We start from the raw sequence: 18,113 nt of genomic DNA on the forward strand, positions 1-18,113 counted from the left end.
CCGGAATTCAGGGCAAGGGAGGCCCGCGGCCTGATAAAGGAGGCCTGGATCCACTGGACTCTTTCTCAATGCAGAGCGGGGCAGCCCAACCGCCAGCGCCTCCAGCGCCACAGTTGGGCGACCCCTCGCTCAGCCTGCCATGACGGTCATGCCGCCGTCGGCCATGACGACAGAGCCGACCATGAAGCTGGCGCGCTCCGATGCCAGGAAGGCGACCACTTCGGCGATCTCGTCCGGCTGTGCTGCGCGACCAATGGGCGCACCCTCACCGTGTTGGGCCAGAAAGCCAGGGCCGTCTTCCATGACATTGTTGAGGATGTTGGTGACGACATCGCCCACTCCGATGGCGTTTACGCGGATACCGTGCTCGATGACTTCAAGCGCCAGCGTGCGGGTCAACTGGGCCAGAGCACCCTTCGATGCGGTGTATGCCGCAATGGTCGGGAAGGCAAAGTACGAGGCATAAGAGGCGATATTGACGATCGCGCCCGACTTGTTCGGCTTCATCGCTTTCACGGCTTCGCGGCAATGCAGAAACGCCGCCGTCGCGTTCACGGCCTGAACGCGCTCCCAGTCCTCCCGCGTCATGTCCTGCACCAGCTTGTTGATGATGATGCCTGCGCAGTTCACGAGAATGTCGAGCCGGCCGAACTTCTCGACCGCCAGGGCAACCGCATGTTCAGCGGCGCCGTCCTGGGTGATGTCGGCTACAAGGGGCACCAGCCCCGGCCGGGCCAGTTCTTCGACGGCGGGGTTGAAATCTTCTGCGACGACCATCGCGCCACGTGCGTTCAGCAGCAATGCGATGGCTTTACCGATGCCGCTGGCAGCGCCCGTTACCAAGGCGACCTTGCCTTCAACTTCCTGTGGAACAGTGTCTATGATACCAGTCATATTGTCTCTCCATAGTCGGGGCCGAGCGAGACACTCGCCGGCCAGCACCCAACGGGGTGCGGTCGTTGATGACGGTTTTACTGTCGCGCAGGCAGGCGGGAGCGGCTTTGGGAGGCTTGCGCAGGCTATCGCAGTTTTGCGCCCAACTGCATCGGGACTGTCGTCTTTACCGGAGCATTGCGGATGGACAGATCGTGAATGAGGCCGAGCCTACTCCTGAGGACGCTTTGCGAATCCCAGCCGAGGCCATGTGGCAATGCATGCCGAGCGAGCACCTTGCACTGCCGCAACGCTCTGAGCTACAGGACGTTGTGCTGCAACTCTTCACGCATCACAGCATCACTGAACCCGTACTGATTCCGGCCGTGGCTGAACCGCTGCTCGTGATGGTGCTGTCCGGATCGGCCATCGTCGAGGAACGCACCCTGGGCGGTGAGTGGGAAGTGGCGCAGGTGCAGGTGGGGGACTTCTATTTGACCAGCACGGCGTTGCCGTATGAGATGCGCTGGCAGGCCAGAGGGGGCGACACCTTCGAGGTGATGCATCTGTATCTGGCCCATTCGCTGATCGACCAAGCCACCCGCCACCTGCTGGGTAGTCAGGCCGGCCCGATCAGCTTCTTCGATATCTCCGGCGGACAAGACGATCTGGTGCGAATGCTGCTCGAGCAGATACGGCTGGAGCTGGTCAAACAGCACGAGCCCAGCCCACTGTTCGTCCGCAGCCTGGCCCAGGCATTGTCCGTCCACCTCGTTCGGACTTACCGCAACCCGGAACTCATGGGCAGGCGCAGCAACGCGCTGCAAGCCTACAAACTGCGTCGGGTCATCGACTTGATGGATCAGCACCTGGCCGAGCCCTTTTCTCTGGCGGACTTGGCTGAAGCTGCGCAATTGAGCGAATACCACTTCAGCCGGCTGTTCAAGCAGGCGACCGGGCTATCGCCGTCGCAATACTTCATTCGTCTGCGCATGGACCGGGCCCGTCAGCTGCTGCTGGAAACCGACTGCAGCATCATTGATATCGGAATGGAGGTAGGCTATTCGAGCCCTAGTCATTTCTCGCAGGTATTCCGCCACCAAGTTGGCATCTCTCCAAGCGCTTATCGCAACCCGGAGCGCGGCTAGGCTAATGACGATGCTCTCATGGGGCATCCTTCTCTTCGTCCAGGTGGCCCAGGTAATCTCCTCACCCGCTGCAACTATCCCCACTCCGAAAGCAGTCAGTCCATACCCTCCTCCCAGCATGACCAGAACATCAGTCAGGGGCACCAGCAGCATCCCGGCGAAGAGCAGGCCATGCCCAGCTTTTACCAGCTTGGTGGCCGGGCTCTGCCGTGGGCGCTGCCGGCGCTGGCTCATTACCCAGAAAATGCGCAGCACAATCAATCCGGTCAGCAAGGTACCGATGGGCTACCGCTAAGGCGCGATAGACCATATCCGGCAGACAGTCTGAGTGGCCAAAATGCACCGGCGCGAGTACGCGTCTTTCGGGAATTGGTCCGTACGGAGCTGAACGCAGTGCAGAAAGAAGCTTCAGGTCTGCTCCTGTAGGGCCTGATACCGTGTGCGGGCAGCCACAATGTCGCCGTGATGCGTATCTGCCCAGGCCACCAGTTGCTGCATCGGCTCGAGAAAGGAGCGGCCCAGAGGGGTCAGGGTATATTCCACCCGAGGGGGAACCTCGGGATAGAGCGTGCGCGTGATGAAGCCATCCCGTTCCAACTGCTTGAGCGTGCGGGAGAGCATCTGCTTCGAGATATCGTCAATCTCGCGCATCAGGGCATTAAAGCGCAGGGTGCCGGGAGCCAGAGCTTCAAGGATCAGCAGGCTCCACTGATTACCAATGCGGTCGAGCACGTCGCGAATCGGGCAGGGCTGTTCGAGCATCTCTTCGCCGTCAGGAACCATTGTCATTGTTTCTCCATGAATGAATGGTGGTGCATGGTCGCATTGTCGTGACCCGGTCAGGTAAAGGTGACTTCTTGCGCGGTCACGGTATCTCCTTTAAGTTTACCTCACGGTCTGAAAATTAGACCAAGTATAAAAAACTGAACTTATAGGAGTGTCTCATGGCAAATGTTGCGCTTATCGGGGCGTCGGGTGATGCCGGCTCACGTATTCTCGCAGAACTGTCCGATCGGGGGCATCGGGTGACAGCCATTGCTCGCCATACGGACAGAATCGCCTCATTGCCTGGCGTCACGCCGAGGCAGGGCGATGCCAACGACCAGCAGGTGCTGAGCGCCTTGCTCAAGGGGCATGATGCGGTCATCAGTGCCGTGCCCTTTACGGCCAGCAACGTCAAGATACTGGTGGGCGCGGTACGCGATAGTGGGGTGACGCGCTATCTGGTGGTGGGCGGGGCAGGCAGCCTTGAGGTGTCACCCGGCGAGAAGGTCATCGATCAGCCGGATTTCCCCGAAGCCTACAAGCCCGAAGCGCGCGCTGGCAGTGAGTTTCTGGACTTCCTTCGCGGCGTTGATGATCTCTACTGGACGTTCCTGTCGCCTTCGGCAGAGTTCGTTCCCGGCGAACGTACCGGAAGGTTTCGTCTTGGACAGGATACGCTGCTGACCCATGCGGAAGGCTCCAGTATCTCCTTTGAAGACTACGCCATCGCACTGGTAGATGAGTTGGAAAAACCCGCTCATGTACGTCAGCGCTTCACGGTTGGCTACTGATGATGTCACGAAGGAAACAAGTTCATGCCGATCGCCAAAGCCCTTGGTGTTGTCTCCACGGCCCTGCTTACCGTACCCACCTTATCGTTTGCCCAGCCGGAGCGGGACGCTGGGTCGGATCGAGCGGTGTTTGAGACCTCGAAGGTTGGTTTCGAAGGTCAGACGCTGACCTGGTAGCGACCCGGATTGATGGCGATAGAAAATGGCCCTCGTGGCCATTTCTTTTAACTATCAGAACTACCTACCGGTCGGTAGCTTTTTGAGTTAGGATGCGCTGCACGGTGTTCGAAATCTTGTGGCGAGCGTCACCGGGTTTACCACTTCCTAGAGTACAGATAATGCCATCCACCACGACACCCGCGCTCAAGCGAGTGCTCAATGCAGCAGTGGTTCAGTTCGCCCGGCATGGCTATGAAGGGGCATCGCTGTCGGGTATTGCCGCTGACGCCGGGATTCGCAAGGCGTCGCTCTATTCGCATGTCAAAAACAAGAACGCGCTGTTTCTGGCGGTCTTTGAAGATGCGCTGCACAGCGAAGCGCGTTTTGCCCGTGACTGCTTTGCTCGTCCCGATCCCAAGTGGCCAGGGCAGAATTATTGCGAGTCCCTGCTGGCGCGCTACGCCGATTCCGAGCATTTCCGCTTTTTGCTGCGTACTGCCTATATCCCGCCTGAGCCGCTCTTTCACGAGCTTCAGGAGGGCTACGAGACCTACATGCAGCAACTGCTGGCGGACTTTACGACAGCGCTGCGCCGCCATGTCGGAGGTGTCCTTTCCGATCGGGACGCTGACATCATGGGGCACGCCTGGATGGGCATGGTCGATAGCCTGCACGTGGCACTGATTTATATCGGTCAGGCGCGTTTCGAGGCACGCCTCAATGCACTTGAACATCTCATGGGCGACAGCATCGCAAGGCTTGTTAAAGGTTAACGTCATGATTGAACAGACTGCTCGCGCGAGCACCTACCAGAGCACTGTGGGCATGGCGCTGGTGATCTTGCTGGCCCTGCTGACCGCACTCGATGCCATGGCCATCGACATGTACCTGCCCGGCATGCCGATGATTGCGCAGACCTATGACGTCTCGGCCGGCAGTGTGCAGCAAACGCTTTCCGTTTTTCTGGCCGGGCTGGCGCTGGGGCAGTGCCTGTATGGTCCGCTACTGGAGCGCTTTGGGCGGCGCATGCCACTCATGGTGGGGCTCGTGATCTTTGTGGCAGGCTCGGTGGTCGCGGCCCTCGCGCCAACGCTCGAGTGGCTGCTGGCCGCGCGCTTTCTACAGGCTATCGGGGCTGCGGCCGGGCTGGTCGCCCCGCGTGCCATCGTGGCCGATCTCTGCGACGTGAACAGTTCTGCCCGAATCTTTTCGCTGCTGATGCAAGTCATGATGATTGCCCCGGTCGTGGCCCCCATGATGGGCGGTTTTCTGCTCGAGCACGGCGGTTGGCGCGGTATCTTCTGGACGCTGGCGTTGTTCGGAGGCATTGGTCTGGTGTGGAGTCTGAAGGCCATTCCTGAGTCACTCGACCCCGAGCATCGCGTGGCGTTGAGCGTGGGCAGCGTGGTGCAGGGCTACCTTGCCCAGTCACGCCGCCGGGTTTTCATGGCCTATACGGCGGCCGGCGGTTTTGTACTGGGGTCGCTGTTTACCTACATCAGTGCCGCCGCCTTCGTGTTTACCGAGCATTTCGGTATGACGCCGACTCATTTCAGCTATCTGTTTGCCGCCAACTCGGTCGGGCTGATTCTGGGCGGGGCGTTGGCCAATTGGCTGTCCGTGAGCGGCATGACGCCAGCACGCGTTACCTATATCGGGCTTGGTGTGCACGCCCTGGCCGGCGCGCTGTTAACTCTAGCCGTCACGTCCGGCCTGGCCACTTTCGAGGTCTATGTGGGATTGCTGGCGGTTGCGATCGGGGCGCTCGGACTGGTGTTTGGCAACCTGACGGCGCTGACCATGAACCATGGCGGCCGGCAGGCGGGCGTGGCCTCGGCACTGATGGGCACACTACATTACCTGCTGGCGGCCGGTGTGGGCTACGTCGTCAGTCTGGCCACGCAGGGACCAGCGCTGATGCCTTTGACTATCGCCCTCTGCGGGGCCACGGCCATTGCGCTGTGTGCACTGGCGACTCGATTGATGTACCGCGAAGAAGACTAGCTGCGGCGTGAGCGGGATAGCGGGTAGCTGCCCTTCGCCTCTTCGTTGATGACCCAACACATACCCAGACGTAAATTTCGCGAGCCATAACGCCGGCGAGCCCTTTCGATTCCGCTTACGCCGGCGCTCGACAGGATCAGGCAAGTTTTACGCAAGGTATGGCAAGCGCTTATCGAAACTCGGAGTACGACTAGGCTAATCCGCTGGGTAATGAGGCGCAGGTATCAATCGCCCGAAGCGCCTGGCAGCCCAGCCCACAGCATCGTCCACACAGCTGTACACCACCGGAATGACGAGCAGGCTCAGCAGCGTCGAGGTCATCAGCCCACCGATCACGACGAAGGCCATGGGCGCTCGGAAGCTGGGGTCGCCAGCCCAACCCAAGGCGACGGGCATCATGCCTGCCCCCATGGCGATCGTTGTCATCACGATGGGACGGACACGCTTGCGGCAGGCATCGAGAATGGCGTCCCGGCGGTCGAGGCCGTGCTCCTGGCGGGCGATGATGATGTAGTCCACCAGCAGGATCGAGTTCTTCGTGGCAATGCCCATCAGCATGACCAGCCCGATCAGTGCGGGAAGCGACAGCGCCGACTGAGTGACGAACAGCGCAAGGAAAGCCCCGGGAACGGAGAGCACCAGCGCCACGAGGATGGTGACCGGCTGCATGAAACTCCTGAATAGCAGTACCAGCACCATGTAGATGCACAGCACGCCGGTCAGCATCGCGATAGCGAAGCCCGCTGCCACCTCGGCCATCTCTTCCGCATCGCCAGCCGCCGCCTGGTGTATGCCCGGCGGCAGTTGGCGCACGCTGGGCAGCTCCTGAACGATCTGCTCGATTTCCCCTAGCGGGCGCCCCTGCAGCACTACCTCGAAGTTGATGTTGCGCAGGCGGTCGTACCGGGTGATTTCCGCCGGCCCGCTGCTCTATTCGAGAGACGCCACGTTTTCGAGCGGCACCATCCCCCTCGCACCGGGGACGGGCAGGCGCCGGAGGGTCGCGATGTCCTGCCGGGCGGCATCCGCCAGGCGCACCATGATCGGCACCTGGCGCTCACTGAGGTTCAGCTTCGGCAAATCCTCCGTATCGTCACCCATCGTGGCGATACGCAGCGTGTCAGCGATGGCCGAGGCCGACACGCCAAGATCGGCGGCGCGGACGAAATCGGGGCGTACGATGAGCTCGGGCCTGACCAGGCTGGCCGTCGAACTCACGGCGCCGAGGCCAGGAATGGCGCGAAGATCCTGCTCTATTTGCCGGGCATGCTGCTCGAGAAGCCGGCTATCCTCTCCGGCCAGTACCAGTTCGTAGATGTCGTCGTCGCCCACGCTGGTTCGCACGCCGGGAAGGGTGGCGAGCGCATCGCGCAGCTGCTGCTCGATCGTCTGCCTCGTGATGCCGGCACGGTTTGTGCGATCCACCAGACCTACGGTCAGCATCACGCTGGTAACATCGGCATCGTTACCAGCCGATGCGTCCCCGATGGCGGTAAAGACACGGGTGACCATTTCATGCTCCTCCAACCTTGCGCGTGCCTGCTCGGCAAGCTTTGTCGCTTCCGACAAGGTGCTCCCGGGCGGCAAAGTCAGCATCGCTTGCGTCTGGGAATTGTCCTCGGGGGGGGAGGAACGCGCCCGGCAGGGTCGTTGCCAGCCATAGGCCACCGGCGAAGCAGGCGGCCGCTGCGACGAGCGTCGTCTTGCGCTGGCGCAGGCACCAACTGGCACCGGCCAGGTAGTAGGCAATCCACTTCGGTTCGCGATGGCCTTGGCCGGGTTTGCGCAGCAGGTAGGCGGCCATCGTTGGCGTGAGCAGGCGTGCCACCACCAGCGAGAACAGTACCGCCACGGAGGCCGTCCAGCCGAACTGGAAGAAGAAGCGTCCCACCGTGCCGCTCATGAAGGCCGTAGGGAGAAAAACGGCGATCAGCGTAAAGGTGGTGGCGACTACCGCCAGGCCGATTTCCGCCGCCGCATCCATCGCCGCCCGGCGCGGAGGCTTACCCATCAGCAGATGGCGTTCGATGTTCTCGATTTCGACGATGGCATCGTCCACCAGCACGCCGATCACCAGCGAGATCGCCAGCAGCGTCACGATGTTGAGCGAGAAGCCCATCAGGTGCATGAGGCCGAAGGTCGGAATGATCGACAGCGGTAGCGTCACGGCGGCGATCAGCGTCGCCCTCCAGTCGCGCAGGAAGAAGAACACGACCAGCACGGCAAGCAGCATGCCCTCGTACAGGATGCGCATGGAGCCCCGGTAGTTCTCCCGTACAGGCTCGACGAAGTCGAAGGCTTGCTGGATCTCGACATGAGGGTGTTGCGCCTGCAAGGCGGCGAGGGCGGACTTGACGCCTTCGGCCACGTCGACCTCGCCGTACCCGCGTGCTCGCGTCATCTCGAAGCCGACGACAGGCACTCCATCGAGAAACGCCGCCGAACGCCGCTCGGCCACGGTATCGGTGACGCTCGCGACCTGGCCGAGGCGAATGCGGCGGCCGTCGCTGAGCGCCAGCTCCATCGCCGCCAGTTCGGCCGCCGACCCGGTATTGGCGAGGATGCGCACGACCTGTTCGGCGCCTCCGACATTCGCGCGTCCACCGGGCGCTTCCCGCTGTGCCTGGCGTAACTGCCGTGAGATGTCGAGTGCCGTCGTGTTCAATGCCTGCAGGCGGTTCGGGTGCAGCGCCACGAGGACCTCGCGGTCGACACCGCCGATCCGCCGTATCGAGTCCACACCGGGCACGGCCAGAACGGCCCTGGCGATCCTGTCATCCACGAACCAGGACAGCGCCTCCTCGTCCAGATGAGAGGAGGCCACCGTGTAGAGCAGAAGCGGGTCTTCGGAGAAGCCTCGCTTCCGGATCACCGGGTCGCGTAGCTCGGCAGGCAGCTCCGAGCGTATACGCGAGACGGCGTCGCGCACGTCATCGACCGCTTCCTGCACCGGTTTTTCCAGCCGGAACTCGGTGCCGATCTCGGCGTGCCCATCGGTCAGCGTGGTAGTGATGTGCTTGACGCCGTCCACCGTGGCAATGGCGTTCTCGATCTTGCGCGCGACTTCGTTCTCCATCAGGGCCGGGGCTGCACCGGGCAGCGAGGCGGAGACGACTACCCGGGGTATGTCCACATCCGGTAAGTCCTGGATGACCATTTCCCGGAAAGACATCAGCCCTAACGACGTCAACAGTACGAAGAGCAGAACGACCGGGATGGGGTTTCGAATCGCCCAGGAGGAGGTGTTGAGCGTCATGGCTGCCTCACATTCAGCGCTGTTGCCAAACTTTCTGCGCTCTCGCCAAGCCCCTCGATCACTTCTACCTGGTCGCCGTCGCCCAGGAAGGCGCCGCCCGAAGCGACGACCGTGGCGTCGGGCTCCAGCCCGGAGAGAATTTCGATACGGTCATCCGTGTGCTGGCCCAGTAGCACCTTCAACTCCGTTATCCGGCCGTTACCATCGACACGGTGCACGTAGCCAAAGCCGTCGCGTAGCTGCACGGCGGATCGCGGCAAGGTCAAGGCCTGGCGCGTCCCCAGCTCGAACTCGCCACGTGCGAACATGCCCGCCCGGGCGACGTCGCTTATCGGTAGATCGACATAGACCAGCCCATTGCGGGTGGCGCTATCCACCAGTGGCGCGATCGTGCGCACGCGACCTTCCAGCTCGCGGCCTCCCGGCAAGATGACCCTGGCGCTCAGGCCGGGCTGCAGCCGCTCCAGCTCGGAAGCGGTAACCTCGGCCCGCCATTCCAGTCGCCCGTGCCGGATCAGGCGGAACAGTTCCTGGCCCGCGGGAAGTACGGCGCCAACCGTGGCACTGCGGGACGAGATCACGCCATCGTCGGGGGCGTGCACCTGGGTCTGGGCCAGGCGGAGTTGCTGCACGCGCTCGACGGCTCGAGTCGCTTCCAGGCGCGCCCGCGCCGTGCGCGCCGCCGTGCTGTACTGAAGGATCTGTTGGGTCGCCATCGCGCCTGTCGCCCGTAGTTCTTGGGCACGCTGCGCGTTGTCCTCGGCTTCGGCGAGTGCCGCTTCGGCCTCGGCGACGGCAGCGCGGCTCTGCGCGAGTTCGGCGCTCACCGTATCGGAGGCGAACGTGGCAAGTACCTGACCGCGCTGCACGACGTCGCCCACGTTGACCTCGACGCTGGCCAGGCGCAGGCCGTTCGCCTCGGTGCCTATGCTGGCTTCCTGCCAAGCCGTGACGTTCCCGTGCGCGGCGATCCTGGTGGGCAGCATGGCGGGCCGTGGTGTGGTCACTGCCACGCTCAGTGCGGGCTGGGCGATCGCCGCGGCGTCGCTGTCCCTGGCAGCGCTGCCCGAGGTGCCGCGGGAGGCGTGCATGACCCAGGCGACTGCTACGGTAACGATCACCGCAATGACCGCCAGTGAACGTAATTTACTCATTGTCATGTTCCTTGTCTTCGTCAGCGGGCCAGCTACCGCCGAGCGCGCGATACAGTCGGATCCAGGTGGCGATTCGCTCGCGCTGCAATTCGATCACGGCGCTCTGTGCGGCAACCATGCTGCGACGTGCATCCTCAAGTTCGAACAGGCTGGCGGTACCGGCGTGGTAGCTGGCTTCGGTGGCTTGGTAGGAGCGCTCGAATCCAGTGGCGGCGATGGCTGCATCCCCGCTGCGTTTCGCCGTGCTGTCCAGCATGACGAGAGCGTCCTCGACGTCGCGGGTCGCTTCCCGCAGGCGGGCGGCATAGACGGTGGTGGCGGCCTCGTAGCGAGCGCGTGCCGCTTCTGCATTGGCACGTCGCGTCCCGCCGTCGAACAGCGGCAGCGTTACCGTTACGGGGCCGATGCTCCATACGCTGCCATTGGTGCTGATGCCTCCGCTGACGATGCGTGTCGTGCCGATGCTTCCGGTCAGCGCAATGCGGGGCCAGCGCTGTGCCTGCGCCTGGTCCGAATCGGCACTTGCCGCCACCACGTCATGCGCTGCCGCGATGATATCCGGGCGCTGCGCCAGCACCTCGGCCGGCATTGCCGTGACGGCGAGCTCGGCTGGCTGTGGCAGCCGGCCGGTTGCGGTGGAGAGTTCGCGCCGCAGCGCCGCTTCGTCCTGCGCCGCCAGGGCGCTCAGTGCCTTGATCAGAAGTTCGCATTGCGTCCTTTGCTCGATCAGCGTTACGTTGCCTTGCGCTGCGCTGGCATTCGCCAGGTTCTCTTCGGCGGGAGCCCGGAAACCGCTAGCCGTGGCCAAGCGGGTAACCTGTGCCGTCCGTGCCCGCGATCGGGCATCGATTTCGGCCTGTTCGGCCAAGGCCTCGCAGGCGCGTAGCTCGACGTAGGTCGTCGCGATTTCGGCAGCGATCGAGACCCGGGCGTCGTGCCAGCCGGATTGGCTGGACGCGAGCCGGGCACGCGCGGCATCAGCGGCGGCACGTCCTGCGCCGAACAGGTCCAGCTCCCAGCCGAGCTGCAAGCCTGCCGAGGTTTCGGTGCCGACCGGCGTCTCCAGGTCAGGTCGTCCCCGGCTCGCGCTGACGCTGGCATCCAGCGAGGGCAGTAGGGCGGCGTTCTGCGCCACGCGAGCGGCCTGGGCATCGGCGATGCGCGCAGCTGCCTGCGCCACTGTCGGGCTAGCGTGTTGTCCTTCCTCGATGAGGCGCAGCATCAAGGGGTCGTCGAATTGCGCCCACCAGCGGCTCAGGTTCCCCAACTGCCCGCCGTGAGGCAACGGAGCGTGCCATTGCGCGGCAACGGGCGCTGCGGTGCTGCCGGGCATGGTTTCGGGCTGAGTCGATGCACAGCCGGCGAGCAGCGCGGCGGCTGCGATGGTGAGCCCGGTCGCAAGCCACTGCGGCTTGCGGCCGGGAAGCGCCCCGATTCCTGCCGCACGTCGTCGGCGGGGCATGAAGGCAACGGGAATGACATCGGTGGGTGGGAGCATGCGGTGTCCTCGTCTCTCATGGGACGGGACTTTCCGGCAATGCGCCTTTCAGAAGCCTTACTGATGGTTCGGAGCGATCGAGTGTTTTCAGTAAGTTTTCCGTAAGTAGGCGACTGAGAAAGTGGGCTTCTTTCAACAACTCGCGAGAAACCGTCATGACATTATCGTCCTCGTTTGCCTTGACCTTCCTTGGTTCCGCCTCGCGTATGGCAGCCGCTTCAATGCTCGCCGTTGGACTCTTCGCCTCGGCCACGGCCACGGCCCAAGAGCCGACTGACGCTGAGTCGTCCTCCACCACCTGGGGGCTTGGCCTCGGCGTTATGAGTGAGCAGGAGCCCTACGCGGGTATCGACCGCGATAACACGCCAGTACCGTTGCTCCAGTTCGAGAACCGGTACCTTCACCTCTTTGGCCCCCAAATCGAATTCAAGCTGCCGAGTCTCGACATCAGCGACTCTCAACGGCTCAACTTTGGTATCGTCGGTAAGTACGACGGTAGCGGCTACAAGGAAGACGACGCGCCGATCCTCAATGGCATGAGCGAGCGCAAGGGTGGCTTCTGGGTGGGCGGCAAGGTGGAATGGAGCAGCGACCTGGTTGACCTCAGCGCCGAATGGCTTGCCGACGCGTCGGGTAACAGCAACGGCCAGGTCGTCAATCTCGGCGTGGAGAGAACGTGGCGCTTCGGCAATCATGTTCTGCTCACCCCGCATGTAGGAGCGAGCTGGCAGAACGAAAAGACCGTCGATTACTATTTCGGCGTGCGCGACAATGAGGTGCGTCTCGGTCGTCCCGCCTACGCGGGGGAAGCCGCCACCAACATCGAGGCGGGAGTGCGAGGCGTCTACATGTTCAACAAGCAGCATTCCATACTGATGGGAGTCGAGGTGACGAGCCTGGCGGACGAGATCAAGGACAGCCCGCTGGTGGATCGCTCGACGACGAATAGTGTCTTCCTTGGCTATATCTACCGCTTCTGATGAGCCGGATACTTCTGGTCGAGGACCACGACCGGCTGGCCCGGCTGATGTGCAGGGGGCTGGAAGCCGCCGGCATTGCCGCCGATGTGGCTGGCCGCATTGACAGTGCATGGGCGGCCGTCCAGCAAGTTTCCTACCAGTCCCTGGTGCTCGACCGGGGGCTGCCGGACGGGGATGGCCTCGTCTTGCTGCAGAAAATGCGTAACGCCGGTCTCGGTGTGCCTTGCCTGGTGTTGACGGCGCGCGATGCGCTGCATGACCGGGTACAGGGGCTCGAAGCCGGCGCCGACGACTACCTGCCCAAGCCGTTCGCCATGGACGAGATGGTGGCGCGCGTGCGGGCACTGCTGCGCCGTCCCGTGGCGTTCCACCCGCTCGACCCCAGCCATGGTGATCTCACTCTGCGCCCCGCAGCCGGCGTGCTATGCCGCGGCGACGAAAGCGTCGCCCTCGCCCCGGCGGAGCTGCACATCATGCAACTGCTCCTGCATAAGCCCAAGGAGGTCGTGCGTCGCAGTGCGCTGGAAGCAGCGGCCTGGGGACTGAGCGAGGCGGTGACGCCGAATGCTCTGGATGTGGCCCTGCACCGCCTGCGCCGCAAGCTGCTCGCCATCGGTTCGCGCCAGCGGATCGTCAACGTCAGGGGGGTGGGCTATGCGCTTCGTGAAGCTGATGCCGCTGAATAGCATTAGCCTGAAGGTGCTGCTGGCCTATGTGGCAGGGATGATACTCAGCCTCACGCTGCTCGTGATCGCTGCGGTGGTGGTGCTTCAGACCAACGTCCTGGCCCGGATGGAACTGGTCAATGCCGCAGAGGGACTGTCGGACGATATCGAATTCGACAGTAATGGTAGGCCAGTGGGAATCGACTCGCACCGCTTGAACGAGCTCGCCTGGTTGTTCGAAGGCCCGCAGCGAGAAACGGCCTATCGGATTCTGGATGACGCCGGGAACGGCGCTTTTTTCTCTAGCGCCGGAGAGGCATTCTGGCCGGCCGGAGGTGACCTTCTTTGGCTGGAGCGTGGCAATTTCGCCTTCGAGCACGAGGGAACCACCTTTTTCGGCGCCACGGACCCCCTCGAACATGCTGGGCGAACGTGGTACCTGCAGTTCGCGGCCAGCGCCAGGTTCGTGGATCTCCTTCATCGCGCTGCCTATCCGCACGTGGTGGCTGGCATCGTGGTCTTCGGCGTCGTCCTGTTCGTCGCCTTCGGCTTGTGTGCCTACATCACCTTGCGCTACACCCTCAAGCCGCTACGCGACGTGTCGGAGTCCGCCGCGGCCATCTCGCCGCGCTTCATCAGTGCCCGGCTGAAGACGGAAGCGGTGCCCGCGGAGATCGCCCCTCTCGTGGACAGCTTCAATCGGGCCTTGGAGCGTCTCGAACGAGGCTATCGCGTACAGCAGGAGTTCCTCGGCAATGCGGCACATGAGTTGAAGACGCCGCTGGCGCTGATCCGTGCCCAGATAGAGCTATTAGACGCTGGCAAGAACGATCGCGACTCGCTATTGAGCGACGTCGAATACATGACGCGACAGGTGCAGCAGTTGCTGCTCTTGGCGGAAGCCAGCGAAGCGCACAACTATCACTTCACCACCGTCGGGATGCAGGAGGTTGCCCACGATGCCGCTTCCTATTTGCAGCGCATGGCGGAATCCGCCGACGTGCACCTGGCGGTGCGTGCTGTCGGCGACGTGAAGTGGAAAGCGGACCGCTCGGCCTGTTTCACCTTGATGAAGAATCTACTGGAGAATGCCATCCAGCATGCACCCGCACAGACCTCCGTCAGCGTGGAGGTTCAGGGCGATATGGTGACCGTGCGGGACAGAGGCCCCGGCGTCGATGCGGAACAACTGCCCCGGCTGTTTGAACGCTTCTGGCGTGCTGCACATCGACGCGACCATGGAGCGGGCCTCGGCCTGGCCATCTGCCAGGAGATCGCCCTGGCGCATGGCTGGCGCCTCACGGCCGAGCAGGCCGAACCGGGGCTAAGGTTTCGGTTGTCGAATGGGGAGGGAGCGAGTTGACCGCTTCGAGCCCCCATACCTCGACGCCGCCGCCATTGCCCTGGTCAACAAGCGCGTGCGTCCCGCCCATGTGCGCCAGCCGCTCGGTTCGGCTGGCATGAGCGCAACAGGGCCCGCTCGCATGGGTAGGCCCTGGTCCATTTAGTGGGCCATCATCTCATGGACGATTTCATGCCCACCCAATGCGGATGGGTAGTAGGTCGGCCAGTTCGTGACTTCCTCCAGTAGGGCTTCACGATCATCTCCCCAATACAGGTGAAAGTGATCGGCGTCTGTCGGAGAGATGGCGTGATCGCTGAACTGAATATACTGGGGCAGACCGTCAGCCTCTTCGGCGAGTTCGAAGACGTATCTGACACCTCGATTGCCTGCTGCGTAGGTCAGGATTTCGTACCCATCATAGGCGTACTCGCCAGAACGTCCTTCGTTGCCTTCCTCATAGAAGGTGACGGTGTCACCCTCAATGACGATACGATCTACGTCCGTCTGGTACCCTGTCGCATAGTAGGCCTTGTACGCTTCGGCTGTCTTTTCGCCATTCTGTTCTGCCTTGTGGGCAAAGACCTCGTCAAGGGTGCCGTCTTCCAGATAGGGGAATACGGATTGCCAGTCACCTTCCCAATCCGAAAGCGAGCGATCCTCTACCTGGCTGTCTTCGAAGTAGCCGGCATAGATGTCCTCGTCATGATCATGGCTGTGGTCGTGGTCGTGGTCGTGGTCGTGGTCATGGCTGTGGTCGTGTTTATGTCCGCTGTGTGATGCCACCGCACTTTGCACACCCCCCAATACCAGTAAGCCGACTGCTAGTAGGCTGACTCCTTGTGTCAATGCTCTTTTCACCGCCAATGCTCCTTTGTTCAGAAAGGGGGGAGTTGATCCAGATCTGAAAAGTTACGTTATAACATGTCATATGGCAATGACTGGAAGGACCCGAAAACAGGTCTCGCGCACGGGTGGTTCTCGACAGGAAGTGGTATCGAGGCGTGCGGTTTGTGTGCGATCTGTCTACGTCAGGGTGATGACAGGCTGGGGGGCTTCATTCGACGGGCTCACCATGGGCGTATTTCACCCAGGTCTTGCCCAGGTGGTTGCGTAGCTCGCGTCCCACCCGTTCAGTATCCCTCGCTTCCAGCGCTGCCATGATGGCTTCGTGCTCTTCCATGGCGGTCGCCCATTTCTCGTTCTTCTGGTTCGACAAATAGCGCACCCGATAGAGCTGGCGGCTCAGGTTGGCATGCATGTCGATCAAGGTGGAGTTGCCCGATAAGGCAACGATGCGGTTGTGGATTTCCTGGTTCAGGCGGAAGTAGTTCTGACGATCACGGCGTAGAAAGCAGGCTTTCATCTCATAGTGAAGTGCTTGCAGTTCTGCGATGTCGTCGTCGCTGGCGTTGATGCAGGTGAGCTCGGCGGCGGCCTGTTCCAGCACGCTCAGGACGTAGGACTTCTCCTTGATGTCGGCTGGGCTTACCTCGGCGACCACCGCCCCACGGTGAGGAGAGATGACGACCAGCCCCTCGGTGGCCAGGATCTTGAGCGCCTCGCGTAGCGGGGTACGCGAGACCTGGAGTTCCACGGCCAGGGTGCGCTCGGGCAGGCGCTGACCGGGCTGGAAGTGATCCATCACGATATGTTCACGCAGGTAGTTGGCCACTTTCTCGACGAGTCCTGCGTGGCTTGACTGAGCGACTTCTTCCATTGGCTTGCCTCACTCCGAGTGCGAGCGCCAAGAATGGCATACCATTTTCGCTCTTTCAAACCGTTACCTTCTGCCTTTCTGGTTTTTTATAATGCAATTTTCAATGAGTTACGTTCATTCTGGCCAGGCAAAAGACTAAAGTCGTACTTTGGGGTTGTTGACCCTAAAAATGGCATACCATTACATTTCACTTAGATTACGCTTCGTCTGACCACCGTCCGTGACCGGGCAGGTAGGCCTTAGACAGGTGAAACGAAATGGCCGGCCCTAGGAAGGCGCAGCCCCTTAAAGATGACCGGCACGGGAAGAAAATTACTCATGAACTACTTGCAACATTTTGAATATGAAAGAATTGTCGAGGCCTGTGTGGCAGGCGCCGGTGACTTCGGGCGAGGTGTTCTGCGCCAGGCTCGCAGCATGCCGGGGCTGGCGGCGCGGGTTGCCATCGACGTCACGCCGGAGAGAGCCGCTGAGGCACTGCGGTTTGCCGGCGTACCCGATGCCGAAATAATGGTATGCCATTCTCCCGATGAGGCGAAGAAGGCTTGGCAGTCAGGGGCGTACGTTGCCGCGGGCGCTTTCGAGGATGTGCAGGAACTGCCTTTCGACATTCTGGTGGAGTCGACCGGTATCCCCGAGGTGGGCGCTTGCTATGCCGAAGCGGCCCTGCTGGCGGGCAAGCATGTTGGCATTGCCACGAAAGAGACCGAATCCGTGGTAGGGCCGTACCTGACCCAACTGGCCTATCGCCAGGGTCGCCTGTTCACGCCGCTGGATGGCGATCAGCCCAGCCTGCTGATCGGCCTCGTCACCTGGGCCAGGACACTGGGGTTCGAAATCATCGCGGCTGGCAAGAGCAGCGAATATGACTTCATCTGGGACGAGGCGGCGGGCAGCGTGCAGTGCAACGGTGTTTCCTTCCCGGCGCCCGGTTTGGCCGAGCTGTGGGAACTGCCCAAGGGCGCGGAGCGTGAGACCGTCGAGGCGCGCGGCAAGGCCCTCGCCGCCATTCCGCAGATTTCCGTGCCCGACCTGTGTGAGATGGTCAACGTGGCCAATGCCACCGGGCTCGGCCCCGACCGCCCCGAGTTCCATGCCATGGTGCTGCGGATCGGTGAGGTGCCGACCTTGCTGGATCTCGAGACACATGGTGGCGCGCTGCAGGGTAGTGATCGCCTGGAAGTGTTCAACTGCCTGCGCCGTCCGGATGAGATCAGCTTCGCCGGCGGGGTGTTCATCGTCGTGCGTTGCGAGGATCCGCACGTGTGGTCGCTGCTGCGCGACAAGGGACACATTCTCAGCCGCAGCGGTAACTGCGCAATGGTCTACCTGCCGCGCCATTTGCTTGGTTTGGAAGCGCCGATCTCGTTGCTCGATGCCGTGCTCAATGGTCTGCCTTCCGGCGGTGGCCGGGCAACTGCGCCGAAATTCGACCTGACCGCCCGCGCCACCCAGGCGATCCGTGCCGGGCAGCGGCTGGAGATGCGCGGTCATCACCGCCATATCGAGGGTCTGCGCCCCGAGGTGCACCCGGGTGCTCCACTTTCGTCCGAGGCCATGGTGCCTTTCTATCTGCTTCCCGGGGCGGAGGTCATTCGCGACATCGCCCCCAACCAGCCGATCACGCTGGCGGACGTTGCCTTACCCGATTCGCGACTCCACCAACTGCGGCAGGAGCAGGACCGTCTGTTCCACGGGCAGGACGCCCCATCATCGCTTCGCCAGAACGCCGACAATGCGATCGGCTGACTCACCCAC

Annotated in this window: 16 protein-coding genes and 1 pseudogene; 9 read left to right on the top strand and 8 right to left on the bottom strand. The window is 62.3% G+C overall.

The features are described 5' to 3' along the window. Positions 1-129: 129 nt before the first annotated feature. Complete coding sequence (locus HOP51_RS15505) at positions 130-894, bottom strand: SDR family NAD(P)-dependent oxidoreductase (RefSeq protein ID WP_234274818.1); 765 nt, start codon at positions 892-894, stop codon at positions 130-132. A 194-nt stretch (positions 895-1,088) separates the two neighbouring features. On the opposite strand from HOP51_RS15505, the gene HOP51_RS15510 reads away from it, so the two are divergent. Beyond that, entirely contained in the window at positions 1,089-2,021 is a 933-nt protein-coding gene (locus HOP51_RS15510; protein WP_234274819.1) for an AraC family transcriptional regulator, read from the top strand. Between the two features lie 408 nt (positions 2,022-2,429). On the opposite strand, the gene HOP51_RS15515 is transcribed toward HOP51_RS15510, so the two are convergent. Next, positions 2,430-2,810: a winged helix-turn-helix transcriptional regulator gene (locus tag HOP51_RS15515; RefSeq protein WP_234274820.1), complete on the bottom strand. Its 381-nt coding sequence runs from the start codon at positions 2,808-2,810 to the stop codon at positions 2,430-2,432. A gap of 155 nt (positions 2,811-2,965) precedes the next feature. On the opposite strand from HOP51_RS15515, the gene HOP51_RS15520 reads away from it, so the two are divergent. The 4 genes from HOP51_RS15520 to HOP51_RS15535 all read left to right on the top strand — a co-directional run bounded on the left by HOP51_RS15520 (position 2,966) and on the right by HOP51_RS15535 (position 5,740). Next, on the top strand, positions 2,966-3,577 hold the full coding sequence (locus tag HOP51_RS15520; protein ID WP_234274821.1) for an NAD(P)-dependent oxidoreductase: 612 nt from the start codon (positions 2,966-2,968) through the stop codon (positions 3,575-3,577). A gap of 24 nt (positions 3,578-3,601) precedes the next feature. Next, positions 3,602-3,754 carry a hypothetical protein gene (locus tag HOP51_RS15525; RefSeq protein ID WP_234274822.1) on the top strand — a complete coding sequence of 51 codons (153 nt, stop codon included), beginning with the start codon at positions 3,602-3,604 and terminating at the stop codon, positions 3,752-3,754. Between the two features lie 161 nt (positions 3,755-3,915). After that, positions 3,916-4,509 (top strand): TetR/AcrR family transcriptional regulator, encoded by a 594-nt coding sequence (locus HOP51_RS15530; RefSeq protein ID WP_234274823.1) that lies wholly within the window; start codon positions 3,916-3,918, stop codon positions 4,507-4,509. Between the two features lie 4 nt (positions 4,510-4,513). After that, on the top strand, positions 4,514-5,740 hold the full coding sequence (locus tag HOP51_RS15535; RefSeq protein ID WP_234274824.1) for a multidrug effflux MFS transporter: 1,227 nt from the start codon (positions 4,514-4,516) through the stop codon (positions 5,738-5,740). A gap of 195 nt (positions 5,741-5,935) precedes the next feature. Here the strand turns inward: HOP51_RS15535 and HOP51_RS15540 are convergent. The 4 genes and pseudogenes from HOP51_RS15540 to HOP51_RS15555 form a co-directional block, all read right to left on the bottom strand. Beyond that, a pseudogene (locus tag HOP51_RS15540) lies at positions 5,936-7,336 on the bottom strand (efflux RND transporter permease subunit). Continuing rightward, positions 7,254-8,996, bottom strand: coding sequence for an efflux RND transporter permease subunit (locus HOP51_RS15545; protein ID WP_234274825.1), 1,743 nt, complete (start codon positions 8,994-8,996; stop codon positions 7,254-7,256). Before HOP51_RS15545 ends, HOP51_RS15540 begins: the two are co-directional and overlap by 83 nt. Then, positions 8,993-10,150 carry an efflux RND transporter periplasmic adaptor subunit gene (locus HOP51_RS15550; RefSeq protein WP_234274826.1) on the bottom strand — a complete coding sequence of 386 codons (1,158 nt, stop codon included), beginning with the start codon at positions 10,148-10,150 and terminating at the stop codon, positions 8,993-8,995. Before HOP51_RS15550 ends, HOP51_RS15545 begins: the two co-directional genes overlap by 4 nt. Next, positions 10,143-11,648, bottom strand: coding sequence for an efflux transporter outer membrane subunit (locus HOP51_RS15555; protein ID WP_234274827.1), 1,506 nt, complete (start codon positions 11,646-11,648; stop codon positions 10,143-10,145). Before HOP51_RS15555 ends, HOP51_RS15550 begins: the two co-directional genes overlap by 8 nt. Positions 11,649-11,803: 155 nt before the next feature. On the opposite strand from HOP51_RS15555, the gene HOP51_RS15560 reads away from it, so the two are divergent. The 3 genes from HOP51_RS15560 to HOP51_RS15570 are packed head-to-tail and all read left to right on the top strand — an operon-like array spanning position 11,804 to position 14,656. Beyond that, on the top strand, positions 11,804-12,628 hold the full coding sequence (locus HOP51_RS15560; protein WP_234274828.1) for a MipA/OmpV family protein: 825 nt from the start codon (positions 11,804-11,806) through the stop codon (positions 12,626-12,628). Beyond that, positions 12,628-13,314: a response regulator transcription factor gene (locus tag HOP51_RS15565; RefSeq protein ID WP_234274829.1), complete on the top strand. Its 687-nt coding sequence runs from the start codon at positions 12,628-12,630 to the stop codon at positions 13,312-13,314. The genes HOP51_RS15560 and HOP51_RS15565 overlap by 1 nt, the downstream gene beginning before the upstream one ends. Continuing rightward, positions 13,283-14,656 (top strand): sensor histidine kinase, encoded by a 1,374-nt coding sequence (locus HOP51_RS15570; RefSeq protein ID WP_234274830.1) that lies wholly within the window; start codon positions 13,283-13,285, stop codon positions 14,654-14,656. Before HOP51_RS15565 ends, HOP51_RS15570 begins: the two co-directional genes overlap by 32 nt. A 141-nt stretch (positions 14,657-14,797) precedes the next feature. Here the strand turns inward: HOP51_RS15570 and HOP51_RS15575 are convergent, their stop codons facing one another. Beyond that, entirely contained in the window at positions 14,798-15,496 is a 699-nt protein-coding gene (locus tag HOP51_RS15575; protein WP_234274831.1) for a ZinT/AdcA family metal-binding protein, read from the bottom strand. A 196-nt stretch (positions 15,497-15,692) separates the two neighbouring features. Further along, on the bottom strand, positions 15,693-16,355 hold the full coding sequence (locus tag HOP51_RS15580) for a GntR family transcriptional regulator (protein WP_234274832.1): 663 nt from the start codon (positions 16,353-16,355) through the stop codon (positions 15,693-15,695). 318 nt (positions 16,356-16,673) lie between these two features. Here HOP51_RS15580 and HOP51_RS15585 point away from each other — a divergent pair, with 318 nt between their 5' ends. Beyond that, complete coding sequence (locus tag HOP51_RS15585) at positions 16,674-18,104, top strand: flagellar biosynthesis protein FlgA (protein ID WP_234274833.1); 1,431 nt, start codon at positions 16,674-16,676, stop codon at positions 18,102-18,104. Positions 18,105-18,113 lie beyond the last annotated feature (9 nt).

The organism is Billgrantia zhangzhouensis (assembly GCF_021404465.1).
GTDB lineage: Bacteria > Pseudomonadota > Gammaproteobacteria > Pseudomonadales > Halomonadaceae > Halomonas > Halomonas zhangzhouensis.

Bases quoted from the DNA above. Each gene is read 5' to 3' on its own strand.
- HOP51_RS15570 (WP_234274830.1), top strand. From the start codon at position 13,283: ATGCGCTTCGTGAAGCTGATGCCGCTGAATAGCATTAGCCTGAAGGTG.
- HOP51_RS15580 (WP_234274832.1), bottom strand. From the start codon at position 16,355: ATGGAAGAAGTCGCTCAGTCAAGCCACGCAGGACTCGTCGAGAAAGTG.
- HOP51_RS15520 (WP_234274821.1), top strand. From the start codon at position 2,966: ATGGCAAATGTTGCGCTTATCGGGGCGTCGGGTGATGCCGGCTCACGT.
- HOP51_RS15565 (WP_234274829.1), top strand. From the start codon at position 12,628: ATGAGCCGGATACTTCTGGTCGAGGACCACGACCGGCTGGCCCGGCTG.
- HOP51_RS15555 (WP_234274827.1), bottom strand. From the start codon at position 11,648: ATGCTCCCACCCACCGATGTCATTCCCGTTGCCTTCATGCCCCGCCGA.
- HOP51_RS15535 (WP_234274824.1), top strand. From the start codon at position 4,514: ATGATTGAACAGACTGCTCGCGCGAGCACCTACCAGAGCACTGTGGGC.
- HOP51_RS15525 (WP_234274822.1), top strand. From the start codon at position 3,602: ATGCCGATCGCCAAAGCCCTTGGTGTTGTCTCCACGGCCCTGCTTACC.
- HOP51_RS15505 (WP_234274818.1), bottom strand. From the start codon at position 894: ATGACTGGTATCATAGACACTGTTCCACAGGAAGTTGAAGGCAAGGTC.
- HOP51_RS15545 (WP_234274825.1), bottom strand. From the start codon at position 8,996: ATGACGCTCAACACCTCCTCCTGGGCGATTCGAAACCCCATCCCGGTC.
- HOP51_RS15560 (WP_234274828.1), top strand. From the start codon at position 11,804: ATGACATTATCGTCCTCGTTTGCCTTGACCTTCCTTGGTTCCGCCTCG.
- HOP51_RS15515 (WP_234274820.1), bottom strand. From the start codon at position 2,810: ATGACAATGGTTCCTGACGGCGAAGAGATGCTCGAACAGCCCTGCCCG.
- HOP51_RS15585 (WP_234274833.1), top strand. From the start codon at position 16,674: ATGAACTACTTGCAACATTTTGAATATGAAAGAATTGTCGAGGCCTGT.
- HOP51_RS15530 (WP_234274823.1), top strand. From the start codon at position 3,916: ATGCCATCCACCACGACACCCGCGCTCAAGCGAGTGCTCAATGCAGCA.
- HOP51_RS15550 (WP_234274826.1), bottom strand. From the start codon at position 10,150: ATGAGTAAATTACGTTCACTGGCGGTCATTGCGGTGATCGTTACCGTA.